Origin of the sequence: Nocardia sp. NPDC051321 (genome assembly GCF_044455225.1) — a bacterium.
Taxonomy (GTDB): Bacteria; Actinomycetota; Actinomycetes; order Mycobacteriales; family Mycobacteriaceae; genus Nocardia.
Window position 1 is genome coordinate 93031 of the sequence record NZ_JBITEM010000010.1, and the last position, 20716, is coordinate 113746.

The 20716-nt window shown below is 67.6% G+C and carries 19 protein-coding genes and 1 pseudogene; 6 read left to right on the forward strand and 14 right to left on the reverse strand.

The features are described 5' to 3' along the window. Nucleotides 1-174: 174 nt before the first annotated feature. The 4 genes from ACIA8C_RS24205 to ACIA8C_RS24220 all read left to right on the forward strand — a co-directional run bounded on the left by ACIA8C_RS24205 (nt 175) and on the right by ACIA8C_RS24220 (nt 2367). On the forward strand, nt 175-672 hold the full coding sequence (locus ACIA8C_RS24205) for an STAS domain-containing protein (RefSeq protein WP_397138338.1): 498 nt from the start codon (nt 175-177) through the stop codon (nt 670-672). A gap of 151 nt (nt 673-823) precedes the next feature. Then, complete coding sequence (locus ACIA8C_RS24210) at nt 824-1012, forward strand: hypothetical protein (RefSeq protein WP_397138340.1); 189 nt, start codon at nt 824-826, stop codon at nt 1010-1012. A gap of 90 nt (nt 1013-1102) precedes the next feature. Further along, nucleotides 1103-1282 (forward strand): hypothetical protein, encoded by a 180-nt coding sequence (locus tag ACIA8C_RS24215; protein WP_397138342.1) that lies wholly within the window; start codon nt 1103-1105, stop codon nt 1280-1282. 572 nt (nt 1283-1854) lie between these two features. Continuing rightward, nucleotides 1855-2367, forward strand: a complete 513-nt coding sequence (locus tag ACIA8C_RS24220; RefSeq protein WP_397138344.1) for a hypothetical protein — start codon at nt 1855-1857, stop codon at nt 2365-2367. Nucleotides 2368-2590: 223 nt separating this feature from the next. On the opposite strand, the gene ACIA8C_RS24225 is transcribed toward ACIA8C_RS24220, so the two are convergent. Beyond that, entirely contained in the window at nt 2591-3349 is a 759-nt protein-coding gene (locus ACIA8C_RS24225; RefSeq protein WP_397138345.1) for an SDR family NAD(P)-dependent oxidoreductase, read from the reverse strand. A 335-nt stretch (nt 3350-3684) separates the two neighbouring features. On the opposite strand from ACIA8C_RS24225, the gene ACIA8C_RS24230 reads away from it, so the two are divergent. Further along, a complete protein-coding gene (locus ACIA8C_RS24230) occupies nt 3685-4443 on the forward strand; it encodes an NAD(P)H-dependent oxidoreductase (RefSeq protein WP_397138347.1) in 759 nt (252 codons plus the stop codon). Nucleotides 4444-4447: 4 nt separating this feature from the next. On the opposite strand, the gene ACIA8C_RS24235 is transcribed toward ACIA8C_RS24230, so the two are convergent. The 13 genes and pseudogenes from ACIA8C_RS24235 to ACIA8C_RS24295 all read right to left on the reverse strand — a co-directional run bounded on the left by ACIA8C_RS24235 (nt 4448) and on the right by ACIA8C_RS24295 (nt 19706). Then, nucleotides 4448-5101 (reverse strand): DUF305 domain-containing protein, encoded by a 654-nt coding sequence (locus tag ACIA8C_RS24235; protein ID WP_397138349.1) that lies wholly within the window; start codon nt 5099-5101, stop codon nt 4448-4450. A 2-nt stretch (nt 5102-5103) separates the two neighbouring features. After that, a complete protein-coding gene (locus tag ACIA8C_RS24240; protein WP_397138351.1) occupies nt 5104-6678 on the reverse strand; it encodes an LVIVD repeat-containing protein in 1575 nt (524 codons plus the stop codon). 148 nt (nt 6679-6826) lie between these two features. After that, nucleotides 6827-7780 (reverse strand): 3-methyladenine DNA glycosylase, encoded by a 954-nt coding sequence (locus tag ACIA8C_RS24245; RefSeq protein WP_397138353.1) that lies wholly within the window; start codon nt 7778-7780, stop codon nt 6827-6829. Beyond that, nucleotides 7777-8841, reverse strand: a complete 1065-nt coding sequence (locus ACIA8C_RS24250; protein ID WP_397138355.1) for a hemolysin family protein — start codon at nt 8839-8841, stop codon at nt 7777-7779. Before ACIA8C_RS24250 ends, ACIA8C_RS24245 begins: the two co-directional genes overlap by 4 nt. Further along, nucleotides 8834-10240, reverse strand: a complete 1407-nt coding sequence (locus ACIA8C_RS24255) for a hemolysin family protein (protein WP_397138357.1) — start codon at nt 10238-10240, stop codon at nt 8834-8836. The genes ACIA8C_RS24250 and ACIA8C_RS24255 overlap by 8 nt, the downstream gene beginning before the upstream one ends. Nucleotides 10241-10624: 384 nt before the next feature. Next, nucleotides 10625-12064, reverse strand: a complete 1440-nt coding sequence (locus tag ACIA8C_RS24260; protein WP_397138359.1) for a GuaB1 family IMP dehydrogenase-related protein — start codon at nt 12062-12064, stop codon at nt 10625-10627. A 415-nt stretch (nt 12065-12479) separates the two neighbouring features. Next, nucleotides 12480-13325 carry a DMT family transporter gene (locus ACIA8C_RS24265; RefSeq protein ID WP_397138361.1) on the reverse strand — a complete coding sequence of 282 codons (846 nt, stop codon included), beginning with the start codon at nt 13323-13325 and terminating at the stop codon, nt 12480-12482. A 580-nt stretch (nt 13326-13905) separates the two neighbouring features. Then, nucleotides 13906-15088, reverse strand: a pseudogene (locus tag ACIA8C_RS24270) (DEAD/DEAH box helicase); the annotation flags it as partial. Nucleotides 15089-15282: 194 nt separating this feature from the next. Continuing rightward, complete coding sequence (locus tag ACIA8C_RS24275; RefSeq protein ID WP_396993471.1) at nt 15283-16221, reverse strand: M56 family metallopeptidase; 939 nt, start codon at nt 16219-16221, stop codon at nt 15283-15285. A 40-nt stretch (nt 16222-16261) separates the two neighbouring features. After that, the gene (locus ACIA8C_RS24280) at nt 16262-16651 is read right to left on the reverse strand and encodes a BlaI/MecI/CopY family transcriptional regulator (protein ID WP_397138363.1); all 390 of its coding nucleotides are present in this window, start codon (nt 16649-16651) and stop codon (nt 16262-16264) included. Between the two features lie 78 nt (nt 16652-16729). Beyond that, complete coding sequence (locus ACIA8C_RS24285) at nt 16730-17584, reverse strand: ABC transporter ATP-binding protein (protein WP_397138365.1); 855 nt, start codon at nt 17582-17584, stop codon at nt 16730-16732. After that, entirely contained in the window at nt 17581-18669 is a 1089-nt protein-coding gene (locus ACIA8C_RS24290) for a FecCD family ABC transporter permease (RefSeq protein ID WP_397138367.1), read from the reverse strand. Before ACIA8C_RS24290 ends, ACIA8C_RS24285 begins: the two co-directional genes overlap by 4 nt. After that, nucleotides 18666-19706 (reverse strand): FecCD family ABC transporter permease, encoded by a 1041-nt coding sequence (locus tag ACIA8C_RS24295; RefSeq protein WP_397138910.1) that lies wholly within the window; start codon nt 19704-19706, stop codon nt 18666-18668. Before ACIA8C_RS24295 ends, ACIA8C_RS24290 begins: the two co-directional genes overlap by 4 nt. A 113-nt stretch (nt 19707-19819) precedes the next feature. Here ACIA8C_RS24295 and ACIA8C_RS24300 point away from each other — a divergent pair, with 113 nt between their 5' ends. Next, a complete protein-coding gene (locus ACIA8C_RS24300; RefSeq protein ID WP_397138369.1) occupies nt 19820-20530 on the forward strand; it encodes a hypothetical protein in 711 nt (236 codons plus the stop codon). Nucleotides 20531-20716 lie beyond the last annotated feature (186 nt).

Consider the following 20716-nt stretch of genomic DNA (forward strand, 5'->3'; position numbering starts at 1 on the left):
CACCGTTAAAGGTCTACCCACTGCTGCCGTCTGAAACCCTGCGGCTCAGACAGTTTGGTTGTCGAGGGGGGTGAGCGTGCCGCGCTGGCGGGGTGCCGCAACCGTCGTTGCCTGGACCAGCGCCTGCCGCGTCAGATTCGGATGCTCCGCGACGATCGGGGTCGATTGCGTGGGTTGGCCGGGCGGATCGCCGGTGCATCGAATATTGTTGATCGGCGCGACGGTCGGCCTCTAAAAGCGCAGGGGTTCGATCTGGCCGCGGCTAGGAATAGGGATGTATTGCGCATGACTTGCGACTACTCCAAGGATGCCCGTGCAGTGCGGGCATATTTGCGCCAGGTCGACTCCGTCGCGGTGCTGACGGTCGACGGCGAGGTGGATGCGGCATCGGCGCCGCTCCTGCGGAACGCGATCGACAACGCCCTGGGTGACGGGCAGTCTCTGCTGGTGGTTGATCTGTCCGGAGTGCGGTTCTTCGGTTCTGCCGGGCTGAGCGTGTTGCTGGCCGGGACTTCGGCAACCGGGGGCGGGTTGCGTGTCGTGGCTTCGCCGCCGGTGCGGCGGCCGATCGAGGTGACCGGACTCGGCACTGTCCTCAATGTGTTCGACGACCTAGCGCAAGCGTTGGGGACGAACGACGAGTCGGAGGCCCCTTCCGAGGCTGCGATGTAGCCGGGTGCCCGGGCGACGATATCTATGCCGATTGGCATAGGTTATCTGATCGGTTAGAATAAGAACTGTTCGTCGGATTCTTTCCGTCGGCGGGTGAGCCCCAGGCCCACCCGGTCTTCGCAGGCCTCGACATGTGAGGGAGGACACCGCCATGACAACCATCCCGGCCGGCAGCGACCTCGACCGTGCCGGACGGCGCATGCTCGCGGACGACCGCGATGCCGGGTCGGCCGCCACGCACCACTTGGCCGAACCCGCACCTACCGGGTTCGCCGATCGCATCGACCAGGTGTGGCTCCCACCGCCCGGCGATGACGACTACTACTGCCTCGCTTACTGATCACCTCGACCCGCCCGCTCGACCGGCGTCGATGCCCTGCAAGCAGCGCGGACATGGCGCTCGGTCACGTAGTAAAGATCGGAGATCTTCGTGACAACGCCCGACCTCACCAGCCGTCCGACTCACGATTCCCGGGCTCGGACAACCCGCCAGAAGTCCACGGCCACCACCGATCCGGCGGACACGGCAGTGGTGCACTGGCCCGAACCCAGCCAGCTGGAGTCGTGGTGGAACAGCGTCATGAAATCCCCCCACACCCTCGCCGGTTAGCGATCGACCGCACCTACCTCCGAGCGCGCCGTCATCCAGAATCATCGGCTGACAGCCGAGCCGATCTTGCGTCGGCGGGCGGCACCCGTGCGGCGAAATGCGTTAGGTGGCAGAGAATCCGCTGGTCAGCAGGAGTGAGTCAGGGGGATAAGTTGTCCGCGCCGAGGTCGATGGAATGCCGATCGACTACCCTGGGCGCTGCACTGGAGATTGTCGGATGTGAGGAAGATTTATGGGAAGCGTTGTCCTAGACGTTGTCGCGTTGCTCGCCAATCGTGCGGCGATGTTCTGGAATTGGATGGCCACCGGGTCGTCCGGGTTTCCGCCGCTGTAATGCCGCGATGAAGTGTGCGAACGCCCTGGCCTTCCGGCCGGGGCGTTCGTGTATTCGCCGGGCTTGTCGCACTTTCCAGCGCGGGTGGCGTCTATGACTACCGTGTTGTCCGACTCCGCGTCCTGATCCCAGTCGAGTTAGGGGTTTTCGCTGTCGATCGGGGTATGTCCCCCGTATGTTGACCACCGTGAGAACCGCCGGTACTACGCGCCGCACCCCAGGTTGGTTCGTTCTTTGGATGGGCCTGCTGACTGCCCTGATCGTGTTGTGCTGCCTAGGATTATTCTGGCAGTTGGCGGCCGAGGGCACCTTCCCGATCCAGGTCATCCTGTGGGTGGCCATCGGTGTGCTCGGCGCGATCGCGCTGCTTTTCGCCCTGCTCGGCCTGTTCCGCTACCACTCCTTCTTCTACAGCCTCATCGGCCCCATCGTGATCGGCGTCTTCGTCGTCCTCGTCTGGCAAAACGTCCCCGAAACCACCGGCTGGAAAGTCTCCCGCAACATCCTGCAAAACCAAGCCGCCGACTGCGCGAACCCCGGCCACCGCACTCGCCTCGGCATCTACACCATCACCTACATCACCCGCCGAGACGGCGGCTGCCTCTTCTACACCCAAGGCGGCGAATCGAATTCGCCCCGCGGATTCGCCTACTTCCCCGACGCCGCCCCGCCCTACATCGGCACCCCAACCTCCGGCATCGGATACCAACCCTTCCACGAAAACTGGTACCGCTTCACCGAAGAGTCCTGAGCGGCAACAACATCCAGCCGAGCAGGCCGGACCCGCCGACAGCATCTCGACCCCAGTCAGACCGCCCCCGCGTCGACTCCCGGCCGTCGTCCTCGAGGCGGCGCCCGCCCCTAACACCACCCCGCCGCTTTCTCCACAACCAGCGCCCCCACTTGACGTGCGTTGTGTGTTCTTGCTGCAACGTGCGTCAAGAGCAGGAAATCTACGTCAAGTGTGCTTGGGGCTAGGTGGCTAGCATGCCGCCGTCTATGGTGATGATTTCGCCGGTTACCCAGGAGTTGGTGGGGGTGGCTAGGTGGGTTATCCAGGGGGTTATGTCGGAGGGGTGGCCTATGCGGGCGGCGGGGGCTTTGGCGGCGTAGTCGGTGCGCCATTGGGTTATTTTTTCGGGGGAGAGGCCGCTGGTGGTGAGGATGGGGGTTTGGACGTTGCCGGGGGCTACGCCGTTTACGCGGATACCCTTGGGGCCGAGTTCTACTGCGGCGCTTCGGATGAAGCTGTCGATGGCGGCTTTGCTTGCCGCGTATGCGGATTGGTGAGGGGCGGCTAGGCGGGCGGAGATGCTGGAGACTACGACTATGTTGCCGCCGGGGGAGCGGAGGTGCGGAAGTAGTTTGGCGGTCAACAAGATTGGGCCGAAGACGTTGACTTCGAATTGGCGGCGGACGTCGGCCGGGTCAAGGTCGTCGAGTGGCGTGATGCCGAAGACCCCGGCGTTGTGGACGAGTACGTCGAGGGTGCCGCCGCTCGCTTGGACGGACGCGGCGATGGCGTCGGTGCCCGCTTCGGTGGCGACGTCGGCGACCACCGGGATCACCGCCGGGTGCAGCGCGGCGACCTCATCGAGCGGTTCGCTGCGCCGACCGGTGATGGTCACGCTGGCCGCGCCCTGTTCCGCGAACGCCAATGCTGCCGCCCGCCCGATTCCGGTGCCGCCACCGGTGACCACAATGTGCTGCTCCGCGAACGTTTTATCGGACAATGCCGAGCCTCCCTATCGTCGGTCGGCCATCCCTGGCGACCCTCGTTGTCGGCAACACGACGTCACTGCCGCGCATTCCGGGAGGCACAAACTCCCTGGGCTGGTGCCGTGGGTTGCCCGGCGAAGCGCCGAGTATGTGCGTTGCTGAGGGGGCGGCGACCTCGATGATGAGGGTCGTCATCAATGCCACGGCGAGTAGACAGGGTGGGTTGCAGTGGACGGCAAGCGGGCACAGCGCGAGTTCGACCGGAAATGTCGGCAGAGCGCATGGTGGCGGGTGGGGTGGAATGTTGCTGGGTGGTGACGTGTTGGCATGGTGTGTGACGAAAGCTGGAATGAACGTACTTGTCGTGTACGCGCACCCGAAGCCCGACTCACTGACCGGAGCGTTGAAAGATGTTGCGGTGGAACAGTTGCGGGCCGACGGGCATCAGGTGCAGATCACGGATCTGTATGCGATGGGGTGGAAGGCGCACGCGGATATCGATGACTTCGGTGCGGTCGAGGAGTCGAATTTCATGTTGGCCTCCGGCGAGGCCTATCGCGAGGGGACGCTCAGCCCCGACATCCGCGCCGAGCAGGAGAAGCTGCTGTGGGCCGACACCGTTCTGCTGCACTTTCCGCTGTGGTGGTTCAGCATGCCCGCGATCATGAAGGGGTGGGTTGATCGGGTTCTCACCTGCGGATTCGCTTACGGGGCAGGCGGGGACGCGATACCGCGATACGGCGCGGGGGTGCTCGCGGGCCGTCGAGCCATGCTGGTGGTCTCGATCGGCGGCAAGGCACCGTCGTACTCCGATCGCGGCGTCAACGGCCCGGTCGAGGACCTGCTGTTCCCGATCCAGCACGGCATCCTCTACTACCCGGGCATGGACGTGCTGCCGCCGTTTCTGGTGCACGGCACGATCAGGCTCGACTCCGAACGCTTCGATGAGGTCGCCGACGACCTGCGCGAACGCCTTTCGGATCTGGAAAGGATCGAGCCGATCCGGTATCGACCGCAGGGCGGCGGCGATTACGACCGCAGCCTGCGACTGGAACCCGGCCGGGAATCGGCGGACGCGAGCGGCTTCGGATTGCACGTCACCGGTTGAGGTTTCAGGGTAGCGGTGCCGCGCCGCGTTGAGTGAGCAGCACGCCCATCAGCCCCGCCTCTTGCCCTTGCGCGTGGATCATCGAACGCGCCGTCTCCTTCACCGGTCCGGAAGGTAGCAGTTCGTCGGCGGCCTGGGCCATCGCGATCCCGCCCTGATGGTGCCGGAACATGAGCTGCAGGAACAGGATTTCGGCGTCGCGGCCGTGCGCGGCGGCGAGCGCGTCGAGTTCGGCCATCGTCGCCATTCCCGGCATCAGGCTGTCGTTCTTCTGATCCGGCATCGCGACCGGCGTCGAATGCTGATGTGGCAGAGCCTCATCCGTGTGCATCCAGGCCATCGGGCGCGTCGGCACCGGAGAGGCGTTGGCCAGTCGCAACCAGCCGAGCATGGTGCCGATCTCGAGGCGCTGGGTGTCGTCGAGCTGATCGGCCAGGCGCACGATGACCGGATCGACAGAGCGGTCGAGGCGCTGCACCATGATCAGCGCCTGCTGGTGGTGTGCGGTCATGTCCTGCACGAAGCCGATCTCGACCGAGCTGAGAATCGGTGTGGACGTGTGTGTTTCCGGCAGCACGAGTGGGCGCAGCGCCGCGCCGAGCACGAGCAGGGCGAAGGCCAGCGAGGCGAGTGCGGCGCCGCGCATCCAGGGTGGCATCGTCAGGACCCGACGATCGATTCTTGGTCCGCCGGCGGCGAATACACGTCGTTGTCGAGTTGCAGCACCATGAATCCGTTGTCGGAGCAGGTGACATACAGTTGCGAGCCACGCCATTCCGGCGGCGAGAGGCACCAGTCGGTGGAGACGTCGCCGAAGGCGAGCCTGCCGGTGCGCGGGGTGAGCGCGTCCAACGGATTGAACTGTCCCTCCAGCACCGAGCGAATCACCGGCGGCGTGCTCATCAACGGCACGCCGATGATCGACGCGAGCGCGTGCGGCGAATTCCACAGGCTGAGGTTCTGACCCGTGCGGGCGGGCGGGTTGTAGTACGCGATCTCATGGATATCGAACGGGTCACGCACGTCGAAAACCCTGATGCCGGAAGAGATCCAGCCGCACGCGAGCGCCGTCGGATTGTCCCTGCGGTCGGCGGTGCAGTAGTGCGATTCATAGGCGAAGGCCGAACCGCCCATGGACGAACCGATATTGCTGTCGATGTTCTGCGGCAGGTTGATTTCCAGCTTGATCTTCGCGGCGACCTTCGGGTGGGTGTCGTCGGCGATATCGATGAGTTTCACACCGCCGGAACCACCTTCGTCGACGGTGTAGAGGTAGGGCTTGCCGTCGTAGGTCACCGGGATGCTGTGCTGGGTGGCCCAGCCGTCGGTCCAGAAGACCCGTCCGATGTGCAGCACCTGCGGGTTCGGGTCGCGCCGCTGCACCGCGCTGATGTCGAGCACGGTGAAACCGCCGAGCGCGGACAGATACATCCGGTTGCCGTCCGCGCTGACGCCGAAGCCGTGCGCCTCGATGCCCGTCAGGCCTTGCCACACGACGTGCGGGTTGGCCGGGTCGGTGAGATCGACGGCGCTGACGAAACCGGGCGCGATGCCCGAGGCCCAATAGGTGTTCCCGTCGGGCGAGAAGCCGCCCTCGTGTGTCGTAATCGGCAGGGGCATCAGCATATTCGTGCCGGGACCGGGATTGAGCAGTCGTGGATGCGCGCAGTCGGAGATGTCGTAAACCGACAGGTAGCCGACGCCGGTGCCGACCGGAACCCCGGTGCCGACCAGCAGCTTGCGCGCGGTGTTGACCTTCAGGCTCTCCCAGGTGCCCGCGAGCATGGCGGGTTCGGTGAGGGTGACGGTCGGTCGCGGGTTGGCCGGGTCCGACACGTCGAGGACCTGCACGCCACGGCCCTCGCTGATCAGGTCGCCGGGGAAGAAGGAGCCCAGGTAGGAGCAGTGCTCGAAGCTGGTGGAGGTGATGCCCGCGCCGCGTCCGGCGAAGCCGCCGACGAACGACATATTGCAGCGGTAGCCCTGGGTGCTGCGGCCACTGTCCCGGTCGGCGGCGGTGACGTCGCCCTGCATGCCGTTCTCCGGCGCCGAGCCTGGCCCGCACTCGGCCCGGGGGACCGCGGTGCGGCCGACGTCCAGGAATTCCTGGACGGCATTCTGGAGGTCGGACTGTAGATCCGCCGATGCGCTGCTCGGCAGCATCAGCACGGCGGCGAGGCCGACCGTGACCAGGGCCAGCGGTTTGAAACGGCGCAAGCTCGTCAGTGAGCGCATCGGCGGTTCCCCAACCTTCATCAGTCATGATCCGTCATCCCTCGGCTGACTGGGACAGCTGAGGGAACTGACTGAATGGTAGTAACTGCCGTTAACATATGTGGCGGGTTTCGCGGAAATCCGGCAAAGTGGCTGGTTGTCGCGCTGGTTAATTGATGGGTAGTGGCGCCAGGTCGTAGGCGAGGAGCTCATCGCAGGCGGCCAATAGAATTCGGCGTAACCGCGCCGAGCGTTCGGCTAGCGCGGACTGGGTCCGCACGTATTCCGCGCGTCCGGAGGGTGTTTCGATCCGCACCGGTTCGTACCCGTACTCGGACAGATCGTAGGGGCTGGCTCGCATATCGAGTTCGCGTGCGGCACAGGCCAGCTCGAAGCAGTCGAGGACCAGCGCCGACGAGATCAGCGGAACCAGTTTGAAACCCCACTTGTAGAGGTCCATATTCGCGTGCAGGCAGCCGGGTTGTTCCCGGCTGACCTGATCGTCTCGGGTCAGCGGCTCGATATTGCGGCCGACCGCTTCGGGGGTGAAGAAGCGGAACGCGTCGAAATGGGTGCAGCGCAGCGACATCGACTCGACGACCTCGTCGGTGCCCGACCGGCCCAGACGTAGCGGCACCTGCTGATGCCGAACGTCCTCGGTCCGGTACACCATCGCCCATTCGTGCAACCCGAAGCAGGACAGCTGCGCGGGCCGTGCCGCGGTGGCGCGCAACAGTTTCGCGATGAACTCGATGGTGTCGCGGCGGCGCGCCAGGTAGGCGGGGTCCGCTGCGAAGGCGACGGTGGACTGCTGGTGTGGACCAGGATCCGCACCGGACGAGATCCGGTGGTACCCGCGCGCCCCGTCGTATTCGCGGGCACCAGCCATCCCGACGCCGAACCCCGGATGCCAGCGCCGCAACTGAGCGGGCTTGTGCCCGTAGTAGGTGAACAAAAAGTCGATCACCGGATGCGACGAACCCGCCGCCCGCCGTTGGACATACGGACCGACCAGCCGATCCACCCGAACAACGTGGCCCGCCGCCTGTGCGCGCCACTGCTCTTCGGCGAGCACCGCCACCTTTCGCCCGCTCACGGGCAGCCGGTTCCCCCGCACGCTCATTCGATGATCCGGTGTGTCCCGTCGCGGACCGTGCCGACGAACTCTTCCACCAGATCTTCCAGCGCCACAATGCCCGTGGTGTTGCCGCGGGTGTCCACGACCCGGCCCAGGTGACTGTTGGTGCGGCGCAGCCTGGCGAGCGCTTCGTACAGCGGGGTGTGCATGCTCACCGTCGGCAGCGGGCGAATGTCGGTGCGCGGGATGGGGGTTCCCGGTCCGGCGCTCTCGTCGGCGACCTTGTCCAGCACGTCCTTGACGTGCAGGTAGCCGACCAGCGAGCCGTCGCTGGCCTGCACCGGGTAGCGGGAGAAACCCGTTTCGGCGACGGCGGTTTCGATGTCGCCGAGGGTAGTTCCGTTGCCGCGCAACGGAACCGTCCTGGTGGTGTCCAGCGACACCATCACGTCGGCGACCACGCGTTCGCTGGTGCCGAGCGCCTGGGTGAGCCTGCGGTGTTCCTCCTCGTCGAGCAGGCCCTCCGAACGCGACTCGCCGATCATCTCAGCGAGTTCCACCGAGGAGACGGTGGCCTGCAGTTCGTCCTTCGGCTCGATCCGCAGCAGTCGCAGCGTGAGGTTCGCGGCCAGGTTGTAGAGGGCGATGAGCGGGCGAGCCAGTCGCAACCACATCAGGTGCACCGGAACAAGCAGCAGCGCACTGCGTTCCGGCCCGGCCAGCGCGATGTTCTTCGGGATCATCTCACCGAACAGGATGTGCAGGATCACCACGATGGCGAGCGCGAGCGCGAACGACACCGGATGCAGCAGCTGTTCGGGCATGCCGAGGACATCGAACGGCCCCGCCAGCAGGTGCGCCACCGCGGGTTCGGCGACCCGGCCGAGCAGGATCGAGCAGATGGTGATGCCGAGCTGTGCGGCGGCCAGCATCATCGACAGGTTCTCGCCCGCGCGAATCACCAGGTCGGCGTTGCGCTTTCCCTGCGCGGCCAGTGCCTCGAGGCGGTCGCGGCGAGCCGAGATCAGCGCGAACTCGGCGGCGACGAAGAACGCGTTGCTCAGCAGCAACACCACGGTGAGCAGCACGCCGAAGAGGTCACCCATGGCTGTGCTCCTGCTCGGGTTCGGCCTGCAGCTGGCGGAACGCGAGATCGTCGGGGGCGACCGGGATCAGGCGCACCCGGTCGATCCGGCGTCCGTCCATCCGCTCCACCCGCGCGATCCAGCCGCCGGTGCTCGGTTGTTCGTTCGAAGACCATTGCTGCGAGCGAGGATTCGGCAGGACGACCTCATCGCCTGCCACCGGGATGCGACCAAGGCGGGTGAGCACGAGGCCACCGAGTGTCTCGTATTCGCCCTCGGGAGCGTCGTATCCGGTGGCCCTGGAGACCTCGTCGATGCGCAGCAGGCCGGAGCAGTCCCAGCCGTCCGAGACCCGGCGCACGTCGAGCTCTTCCTCGTCGTGCTCGTCGCGGACGTCGCCGAGGATCTCCTCGATGATGTCCTCCATGGTGACGATGCCCGCGGTGCCGCCGTATTCGTCGACGACCAGCGCGACCTGCATGCCGTCGGCCCGGATTCGCTCGAGTACCTCGTCGCCGTCCAGGCTGGCGGGCACGATCGGCACCGGATGGGCCAGCATCTGCAGCGGGATGGTGCGGCGCACGTTCACGGGATGGGTGAACGCCTGTTTGATGTGCACCACGCCGAGGGTGTTGTCGAGGTCGCCGTCGATCACCGGGAACCGGGAGTAGCCGGTGCGCCGGGCGGCGTCGATCAGGTCGGCGATGGTGTCGAGCTTGTCGAGCGCCTCGATCTTCACCCGCGGGGTCATCAGTTCCTCGGCACTGCGCTCGCCGAACTGTAGCGACCGATCGATCACCAGGGCGGTGCGCTGGTCGAGCGAGCCGCGCAGCGCGGACGTGCGCACCAGCGACCCGAGTTCCTGCGGTGACCGCGCGGAACGCAGCTCCTCGGCCGGTTCGACACCGAGCCTGCGGACGACCCAGTTGGCGGTGTTGTTGAGGAAGTGGATCAGCCACTTGAAGATGACCGAGAAGGCGACCATCGGGGGGGCCGTGGTGCGCGCGGTCGCCAGCGGCTTGGCGATGGCGATGTTCTTCGGCACCAACTCGCCGTAGATCATCGACAGCGACGTGGCCAGCACCAGGGCGAGGGCCAGCGAGATGCCCTGCGCGGCGCCGTCGCTGAGCCCGAGGCCACTGAACAGCGGATCCAGCAGCCGAGCCAGCACAGGCTCGGCGATGTAACCGGTGATCAGGGTGGTGATGGTGATGCCGAGCTGGGCGCCGGACAGCTGGAACGACAGCGTCCGATGCGCTTGCCGCACCATTCTGGCGCGGACGTCACCGTCGCGCGCGTGCGCTTCTACGGTGCTGCGTTCCAGCGCGGTGAGGGAGAATTCGGCGGCGACGAAGAGGGCGGTGCCTGCCGTGAGTGCGACGAATCCCAGCAGGCTGAGCACCGTGAGTGTGACGGACATCGTCAGCACCCGCCGAACGGTACTGGGAACTGGCCGGTGGGATGTGGGGCTGGGGGAAGGAGGACGCCGGGTTTGTCACCCGGCTCGGTAGAGGAGCCCTCCTGTGCTGCGCCCTCGGACGCGGGTGACAACTGGATCCTTTCGCAAGCCGAAGATGTTGGGCCGGAGACCGGCAACCCCTATGTTACCGGCCCACGCGTCGAGTCGCGTGGGCCGGTGGTCGTGCCGTCGCGGGCGTGTCGGAATACGATCACCGCGCGCGAGGCCGCAGTGGCTCGCCGCCTTCAGTGCGGGGGATGGCGCACCGAGCACTGCCGAGTGACCGAGGCGGGGGCGTGCCCGTCGGAGTGCCGCGAACACACCAGTGCCGCAACTGGTTACAGATCACCAACCGCTGGGCAGCGGGCGACCCTCGGCGAAACCGGCGGCCGACTGCACGCCGAGCACGGCCTTGTCGTGCAGCTCGGCCAGGCTGCGCGCACCCGCGTAGGTGCACGCGCTGCGCACGCCGGAGCAGATGTGGTCGATGAGGTCCTCGACGCCGGGGCGTTCTGGATCGAGCCGCATGCGCGAGCTGGAGATGCCCTCCTCGAACAGGGCCTTGCGGGCCCGGTCGAAGGCGCTGTCGGTGGCGGTGCGGGCCGCGACGGCGCGCTTGGACGCCATGCCGAAGCTCTCTTTGTAGGCGTTGCCGTCGCGGTCGGTGCGCAGGTCGCCGGGGGATTCGTAGGTGCCGGCGAACCAGGAGCCGATCATCACGTTGGACGCACCGGCGGCCAGCGCGAGTGCGACGTCGCGCGGGTGCCGCACGCCGCCGTCGGCCCAGATGTGCACGCCGAGTTCCTTGGCCGCGGCGGCGCATTCGGCGACCGCCGAGAACTGCGGGCGACCGACGCCGGTCATCATCCGGGTGGTGCACATGGCGCCGGGGCCGACGCCGACCTTGATGATGTCGGCGCCCGCGGCGGCCAGGTCGCGGGTGCCCTGCGCGGACACCACATTGCCCGCGACGAGCGGCAGACCGAGTCCGAGATCGCGGACGGCGCTGAGGGATTCGAGCATCTTGGCCTGGTGGCCGTGCGCGGTGTCCATGACCAGGACGTCGGCACCCGCGTCGGCGAGGGCCTTGGCCTTGGCCACCACGTCGCCGTTGATGCCGACGGCCGCGGCGACGCGCAGCTGGTTCTGATTGTCGACGGCAGGCTGGTAGATCCCGGCGCGGACCGACCCGGTGCGGGTCATCACGCCGGCCAGCGTGCCGTCCTCGGCGGTGAGCACCGCCAGCTTGGTGTGCTTGGCCTCGAGCAGTTCGAAGATGTCGCGCGGCGAGGTGCTGGCCGGAGCCTGCACGAAATCGGTGATCGCGACGTCACGCAGCCGGGCGAACCGGTCGACATCGGTGCACGACGCCTCGGTGACCACACCGATCGGCCTGCCGCCGTCATCCACCACCACAACGGCACCGTGCGCGCGCTTGTGCATCAGGGCGACGGCCTCGGACACCGAGTGCTCCGGGCCGAGGATGACCGGGGTGTCGGCGGTGAGCGAGCGGCTCTTGACGAACGCGATGGTGTCGGCGGCCGCGCTGATCGGCAGATCCTGCGGGAGCACCACGAGGCCACCACGACGGGCGACCGTCTCGGCCATCCGGCGGCCCGCGACCGCGGTCATATTGGCCACGACGATGGGAATGGTGGTGCCGGACCCGTCGACGGTGGAGAGGTCGACGTCGAACCTCGAGGCGACATCCGTCCGGTTAGGGACGAGGAAGAGGTCGTCGTAGGTCAGGTCATACGGCGGCTGATGGCCAGGGAGAAACTGCACTTAACCGATGATAACCAAGTCCGCCCGGTACCGCGCAATTCTCTAGCACTCAGCGGAGACGAACTTCACAGCGGTCCGGGCCGCCGCTGGCTGCGGTGACGGGGTCAACCGGCCCACCGTCACCGCCCGAAACGCACCGAAGCGTTCATAGTGAACCCCCCGCCGCGCACGTCATCCCCGCCGCGCACGATTTTGCCTGTCGCGTGCAGGTATGCGTGCCGCGCACGAACCTGTCAGCGAATTCGTGCGCGGCCGACGAGAAGATGCGCGTCAGCCCGAACCATGGGGTCGGCGGCCGCCAGCAGTACCGACGACTTTTCGCGCAGAGCCTGGTTTGCCGCGCACCAATTCTCCTGCTGCGCAGTTATTTGTCAGCTGATTTGTGTACGGCGCGTGGGGGAAGTGCGCGACGGAGTCAGGTGGCGACTTGGGCTCGGGACAGGCGGATTGTGGTGGCGCACATGATGATTACGGCGAGGGCGGTTATTGCTAAGCCGAAGCTGTTGGTGCGGAAGCGTTCGTCGAGGACGGTTACGCCGATGAAGGCTGCGGCGAGGGGCTCGGCGATGGTGACGGCGGGTAGTGATGCCGAGAGCGGGCCCGCTTGAAATGCTCGCTGTTGCAGGTAGACGCCGGTGATTCCGGCGACGACCAGGGCCCAGGTTTGCCAGCTGCCGAGTACTTCGCCGATGCCGTGGTCGAACAGGGAGGTGACGTAGGAGGTGAGGGCGGCGGCCAGTCCATAGAGCGAACCGCTTGCGGTGCCAAGGAGCAGGGCGCGGCGGCCGGGATCGGCGCTGCTGATGCCGATGATCGTGGCCGCGCCGATGAGAGCGACCAGGATGATCAGGGGGAGTAGCCAATCACGAAGTGGCGCAGTGGTATTGCCCTCGGACGGATTGCCGACGAGCAGGAAGCAGACAAGTGCCGCGGTGAGTGCGAGTGCCGTTGCCCAGGTGCGGGCGGTGATGCTGCGGCCGTTGAGTCTGGCGGCAAGGGGAAGCGCGAATACCAACGCGCTCACCAAGATCGGCTGAACCAGGAGGACCGCGCCGAGGGCGAGCGCGGCGACCTGCATCGCGTATCCGCCGATATCGCCGACGATTCCTGCCCACCAGCGTGGGTTGCGGAGCAGCGCGCGGACGAGCGAATCACCCTCGGGGACCGCGGCCGCCGCGCGTTGTTGCGCGACCGCCGCCACCGCGAAGAACAGCGCTGCCAGCAGCGCGCAGGCAATAGCGCCCACTGGATGATCGGACACGGCCGTCAGTTTGCCCCACGATTGCGGGTCCCCGGCGCGCGCTCCGGGCGGACGGCGCGTCGACGGGCACTCCCGGGCGTGTCGCCGCCGGTCGAGCCGCTCGAGCGCCCTGTGAAACCGGAGGTGGAACCGGTTGAGCGCCCGGAGAACCCCGAAGCACCACCGGCGTTGCGGCTCGAGCCGCCCGAGCCACGAGTACCTCCGGAGCCTGCCGCAGCGCCGGACCCGCGAGCGCCCGTACCCGACCCGCCCGTCGCCGTGCGCGACCCGCGAATGGTGCCCGTCCCGCCCTTTGCGGCACCCGACCCGCGAGCGCCGCCGTTCGCCGCGCCGCCTCTCTGCGCACCACCGGACGCCGTCCCGCCCTTCGCCGAACCCGCTCCGCGCCCACCCGCCGCAGACCGACTCGACGAGCCCGAATCACGCGACGATCCCTTGACGGACCCATCCTTACGAAGTTCACTCGCCGAAGCCTCGGCCCGCACCGGAGCACCGCCCCCGCGTGTCTCCGTGGTCCGCCGCCCCGATCCACCACGCCGCCGACCGGTCGCCGACTTCGAACCGCCTTCCGCCACCGGCTGTTGCGGCGGTGCCGGCGCCGCGACCGGTATCCCCGATGGCTGCCGGGCCCCGGTGATCTCGATCAACCGGCGATCCCCCGGACGCACGTCGACACCGACGATCTCGACGCCCGCCTTGCGCGTCATCGCCTCGACCTCGCGCCGCTCCTCGTCCATCACCAGCGTGACGACCACGCCGTCCTCACCGGCCCGCGCGGTCCGTCCGGCGCGGTGCAGGTACGCCTTGGACTCCGCGGGCGGATCGACATGCACCACAAGGGAAATGTTGTCCACGTGAATACCGCGCGCCGCGACATCGGTGGTGACCAGCACCGGAATCGACCCATCGGCGAACGCTGCCAGCGTGCGCGTCCGGTTGTTCTGCGCCTTGCCGCCGTGCAGCGCGCCCGTCGCGATTCCCGCGCCGCGCAACTGCTTTGCCAACCGGTCGGCACCGTGCTTGGTGCGCACGAACATGATGGTGAGCCCGTCGCGCGCGGCGATCTCGGCGGCTACGGTCCGCTTCGCCATTTTGTCGCGCACGAAGAGCAGGTGGTGCGTCATCGTCGTGACCGACGCGGACACGGGTGCGGTGGAATGGGTGACGGGGGAGCGCAGGTAGCGCTTGACGAGCTTGTCCACCTCGCCGTCGAGCGTGGCCGAGAACAGCAGCCGCTGACCATCTTTCGGCGTCTGATCGAGCAACTTGGTGACCTGCGGCAGGAACCCCATGTCGGCCATGTGATCGGCCTCGTCCAGCGCGGTGATCTGCACATCGCCCAGCGCCGCCGACCCCTGCGCGATCAGGTCGGCGAGTCGTCCGGGCGTGGCGATCAGCAGGTCGACGCCACGCGCGAGCCGCTCGGCCTGCCGCCGAATGGGCGCGCCACCGACCACGGACGCGACTCGCAGACCGACCGCGAGCGCGGGCGTGTCCAGTGCGCGTTCGATCTGCGCGGCCAGTTCGCGAGTGGGCACCAGCACCAAACCCCTTGGCCGGCCGGGCTTCGTCGCGCCGCTGGCCAGCCTGGTCAGCATCGGCAGGCCGAAAGCCAGGGTCTTCCCGGATCCGGTGGGCCCGCGCCCGAGCACGTCCTTACCCGCGAGGGCATCCGGCACCGTAGCCGCCTGAATCGGGAACGGTGCCTCGATGCCGTCGTTCCGCAGTGCTTGCACGAGCACGGCGGGCAGGCCGAGGTCCATGAAGGTCACGGGCGCAGCGGCGACGGGGGTCGAGGGGGTCACGGGTGGTGTGTGCCTTTCGTAAGACGGCGCGCTCGGGCTCGCGAAACGCGCTGTGCGATGGATCGGGGCGGCGACCGGTTCGGTGCAGCGCGAAAAAGGCTATGTGGCCGACCGGTGGCAGGCCAAGTGTTCAGGATACGTCCTACGACTGTCTAGCCGCGGAAGAGTCGGCCCAGCTCAACCAGCCACGGCACCGCGACGGCCATCGTCGGAACGACAAGGATGGCGGCCGAGCCGAGGTAGGCGGCGCTGGCGACCCGAACGTCACCGATCTGCCCGGTGAGGCGTTGGATGCGAATCAGGGTGGTCGGCCCGCCCGCGGCGAGCGCACCCTGTGGCGCGGTGGATTTCGAGCAGGCGACCAGCGCGCGCGCCAGGGGCTTGGGCCCGGTCACCTTTACGGCGGAATCGTCGGCGAGCAATTCGATGAGCAGTTTCACCGAGCCGAGCGCGGCCTTGCTTCGCACGAATCGCGGAAAGGCTTCGTGCACAGCGGTAAACGCCTCGAGCACGAGGTCGTGCCTGGCCCGCAGGTGCGAGCGTTCGTGGCTGACGATCGCGGTGATCTCGGCGTCGTCGAGGTTGGTCAGCGTGCCCTCGCTGATCACCACGCGCTGCCGCAGGCCGGGTAGGCAGTAGGCGATCGGCTCGGTCGCGGCGAGCACCCGGATGTCGGAGGCGCGACGACGCGGCCCGCTCTGATCGAGCAGGTCGACCAGCATCCGATGCCTGGCGCGTCGCCGCCGGGTATGCACCCCGACCCGGACGATCGCATAACAGAGCCGCGCCCCGACCAGCAGCGTCAGCGCGAACACGAAGACATACGCCGACCACAGCGGTAGCCCGAGCGCGTCGATTTCGCGGGTGGGTTGTGTGGTCGGCCGACCGTCGAGGCCAGGCACCAGCAGTTCGGCGGCGATGGCCAGACCGGACCCGAACGCGCTGAGCACAGCCGCGAGCGCAATGGCCTGCCAGAGCACGAGTGCGGCGCGGGGCGTCCGGTATGTCCAGGTCGCCCGGCTGAGCAGGGCCGGGGCGGGCCCCGCGAGAAGCAATGCGAGTCCGGCGAATACCGGCGCGGTTGCGTTCATCGACTCAGCTCACTGCGTTGGGGGCAAGGTCGCGAGGAGTCTACTGCGGGGGCGGTGTGTCCTCGGTTCCTTCGAGCTTAGCGAGTGCCTCCCGTAGCGCGTCAGCCTCATCCTTGCCGACCTGTTCTACGAAGTGCACCAGCGCGGCGGCGCGGCTGCCCGCGGCGTCGGCCTGTTGTAGTGCGTCCACCATGAGGCTGGCGACCAATTCGTCCCGGGTGTGCACCGGCGCGTAGCGATGAGCACGGTCGTCGCGCTGCTGGACCACGAGGTTCTTCTTCGCGAGTCGTTGCAGCACTGTCATCACCGTGGTGTACGCGAGCTCGCGGCGTGCGGCCAATGCCTCGTGCACCTGCCGGACTGTCTGCGGTTCATCGGTCGACCACAACTGGTCCATGACCGCTTTCTCGAGTTCACCAAGTCCTGCCATTCCCTGATTTTACGGACTCAACGACGCGCATGCGTACTACAGGGTGTCGTAACTATGGAATAGCTGGTGTGTCATTTGTCATACGGCGGTGGATTCGGGCATGACGGGCCCGCCTGCTTTGCCGACAACGTGCCGCGTTCCGATGGGAACCACCATCGGCCTGCCGGACACCGGATCCTCCAGAACCGAGGCGTCGAGGTCGAAAACCTCGCGCAGCAGCTCGACGGTGACGATGTCGGCGGGACGGCCCTGCGCGACAATGCGTCCCTCGCGCATGACGATCAGTTCGTCGCTGTAGCGGATCGCCAGATTGAGGTCGTGCAGGACCATCACCACGGTGCGGCCGAGCTCGGCGTGCAGCCGGTCGACCAGGTCGAGCACGTCCACCGCGTGCGCGAGGTCGAGGTAGGTGGTCGGCTCGTCGAGCAGCAGGATGTCGGTGCCCTGCGCCAGTGCCATGGAGATCCAGGCGCGCTGGCGTTGGCCGCCGGACAGTTCATCGAGCGCGCGGTCGGCCAGGTCGGCGATCCCGGTCTGCGCGAGCGCGTCCAGCACCTCGTCCTCGTCGCCGGCCGACCACTGCCGGAACCAGGTCTGATGTGGATGACGCCCGCGCGCGACGAGATCGGCGACGGTGAGCCCCTCCGGCGCGACCGGCGACTGCGGCAGCATGCCGATCACCCTGGCCACGTCCTTGGTCTTCATCGTCGAAATAGCCTTGCCGTCCAACAACACTCGGCCCTGCTGCGGGCGCAGCAGCCGGCCGAGCGAGCGCAGCAGCGTGGACTTACCGCAGCCGTTCGGGCCGATCACGGTGGTGATCACGCCGGGCGCGATGTCGAGGGTGAGTCCGTCGATGATGACCCGGTCCCCGTAGGCGAGCGTGACGTCGTCGGCGGCGAGCCGCGTCGGCTCCGCGTTGGTTGCGGTCATGACAGTGTCGCCTTCCGATTCATTCGCACGAGCAGGTAGAGCAGGAACGGTCCGCCGAACGCCGCGGTGACGATGCCGACCGGCAGATCCGCCGGAAACACCGTGCGCGACGCGACATCCGCCCCGACGACCAGGATGGCACCGACGAGGGCCGACCCGATCAACGGTTCGCCGGGGGTGCGCAGCAGTCGCCGCGCGATCTGCGGCGCCGCCAGCGCGACGAAACCCACCGGGCCGACGGCCGCGGTCGCCACCGAGGCCCCAACCACCGCCGCGCCGATCAAGATCGCCTGCTGGCTCTGGATCCGCACGCCGAGCGAGCGGGTGGTGTCGGCGCCGAGCCGCAGCGCGGCCAGCGTGCGCGCCGAACCGAGCGCGACCAGCACCACGACGGCCAGCGCGAATGTTGCGGGCAGCAAACCGGATCGACTGGCGTTGTTGAGCGATCCGTTGAGCCACAACTGCGCTCGCTGAGCGTCGAGCAGCGTGGCCCGGGTGAGCAGCCAGCTGATGCCGGCGACCAGCATCGCGTTCAAGCCGACGCCGATCAGGACCAGCCGCAAACCGGTGACACCGCGATCCCCGGTGGGGCTGCGTCCCCAAGCCAAAAGATAGATCGCCGCGGCCGTGAGCAGACCACCCGCCAGCGCGGCCAGCGGTGCGCCGAACGTCGCGAGCACGCCGGTGGTCCCGCCTGCGCCGACGACCACCGCGACCGCGCCGAGGCCGGCACCGGAGGTGATGCCGAGCATGTCCGGCGCGGCGAGCGGGTTGTGCAGGATGGACTGGGTGATCGCTCCCGAGAGTCCGAGCGCCGCGCCGACCACCACCGCGGTGAGCGCCCTCGGCAGCCGGGAGTCGAGCACGATGAACCGCTGTGAGCGCGTTCCGCCGCCGGTCAGCACGTCGATCACCCGGCCGAGCGGGATTTGCGATTCGCCGGTGGCGACGTCCAGGCAAAAGCACAGCAGCAACAGCGCGACCAAGGCGATCACGATCGTCACCATTACCGGCCGGAATACCACCGAGGCGGGCCCGATCCGCAGCGCGGGGCGAACGCCGTCGGTCTTCAGCGAAACGGTCACAGGCTCACCAGCTTCGGGCGACGGACGAACGCGATGAAGAACGGCGCACCGACCACGGCCAGCATCAGGCCAACCTGCAGTTCGCCGGGACGGGCCACGACGCGGCCGATGATGTCGGCGATCAGCAGCAGTAACCCGCCGATCAAGCCGGAATACGGGACCAGCCAGCGATAGTCCGGCCCGGTGATCACGCGCGCGAGATGCGGCACCACCAGTCCGAGGAACGCGATCGGCCCGACGGCCGCGGTCGACGCACCGGACAGCAGCACGATCGCGGCCAGGCCGAGCGCGCGACTGCGTCCGATGTTCACCCCGAGCCCGCGCGCCACGTCGTCACCCAGGCTCAGCAGATTCAACCCGGGCGAGGCGATGAGCGCGAGCAGCACCCCGAACGCCAGGAATGGCAGTACCTGCCAGAACACTGCGGCATCGCGGCCCGCGACCGTGCCGACGACCCAGAACCGGTAGGTGTCCAGCGACGCCGGGTCCAGCAGCACAATGGCATTCGTCATCGCCTGCAAAAATGCGGTGACTGCCGCGCCGGCCAGCACCAGGCTCAGCGGACTCGCCCTGCCGCCGCCGATCGCCGACGCCCCGAACACCACCACGCCCGCGATCAACGCGCCCGCGAACGCGAACCAGATGTACTGCTCCGGCGCGCTGAACGCGAACAGGTAAATGCTCAGTGCCGCAAGGAATGCCGCGCCCGCGTTCAAGCCGAGCAGTCCCGCGTCGGCGAGCGGATTGCGCGTGTAGCCCTGGATCAGCGCGCCCGCTATGCCAAGCGCGACTCCGGTGACCAGCCCCAGCGCCGTGCGAGGTAGCCGAAGTCCACGTACGATCTCCTCGGCGGTGGATCCGGCCGCGCAGCTGAACGGCCCGCCCTGGCAGGCGATCGCGTGCCGCACGGCGTCGTAGACGGTGCCCGGCGCCAGCGACCTGGTACCGATCGCGACACTGGCGAGCACGGTCAGCAGGAGTAGCACCATCAGCGCGAGCAGGCCGGAGAGGCGACGCCGCCGGGAGTTGCCGAGCATGGTCACGGTGACGAAATACTCCTGAGATTCGTTGTAGCAGAGAACCGATTGGTCTGGTAAGCCTAACCTATCTTGCGGTGTGCACCGCTATGGCCAATCCTCGAGGAGGTTCAATGCCCGAGCTCATGACCACCTGCCCGCCGCGCCATGCCCACATGGCGTTCGATCGCACATGTGACAGGTTGCGTGCGCTGCAACCTGAGCATCCGCGTGTGTACGCGGTGGCGGCGATGGTCGAGCAGGGCAAGCGTCGATGGTGGCGGCTCGCCGACGGGGTCCGCGAGGGCCGCATCGAACGGATGTATCGCAGGCATGCCGCGGAGATGATTCGCGCCGACGTGGCCGCGGAGGTGGTGGCCACCGCGTTGATCCACGCGGTGGTCGGCCGGGTGATCGCGCTGCTGGTGGCCGAGGGGCGGGCCTGGGATCCGGGCCTGGAGAACCTGTGGATCCACACCGACAACGACGGCGGCATCGACTGGGCCGGCCTGGGCGACACCACCATTCGCGTGCTCGACGGCGACCCGCTGGCCGACGAGTCCGGTGCGGTGAGCCTGCCGTGCGAGGGCGCGATGTACGTCTGGCTCGCGCATCGCTGCGAGCCCTCGCTGACGCTGATCCAGTCCAGCATGGCCCGCTACTCGGGGCTGAGCGCACGCCGATTCTGGCTGCTGGTCGGCGAATCCATCGCGGGCGCGTCCACCTACGTGCCCGACCTGGCGGGCACCGACGCGGTGGTCGGCACGCGCCGTGGTCAAGGGCTCTTGGCGGCGCTCGAGCAGCGTGGATTACCGGTCCGCCGCGCGACGGCCTTGCTAAGTTAGGTAAGCCTGACCTATAGTAATAACCGGCGTTAGGATTGGTCGAGAGTCCCGAGGGCTGCGGTGACCCCCGATCCATTGCCGCGATGGGCTCCACGTCTAGCCGTGGAGCCCATCGCTTTACCTTCCTGCGGCACAACACGCGCCCGGCCGCGTCGAGCCAGCGGTAATCGGGTCCCGGCCACTGTG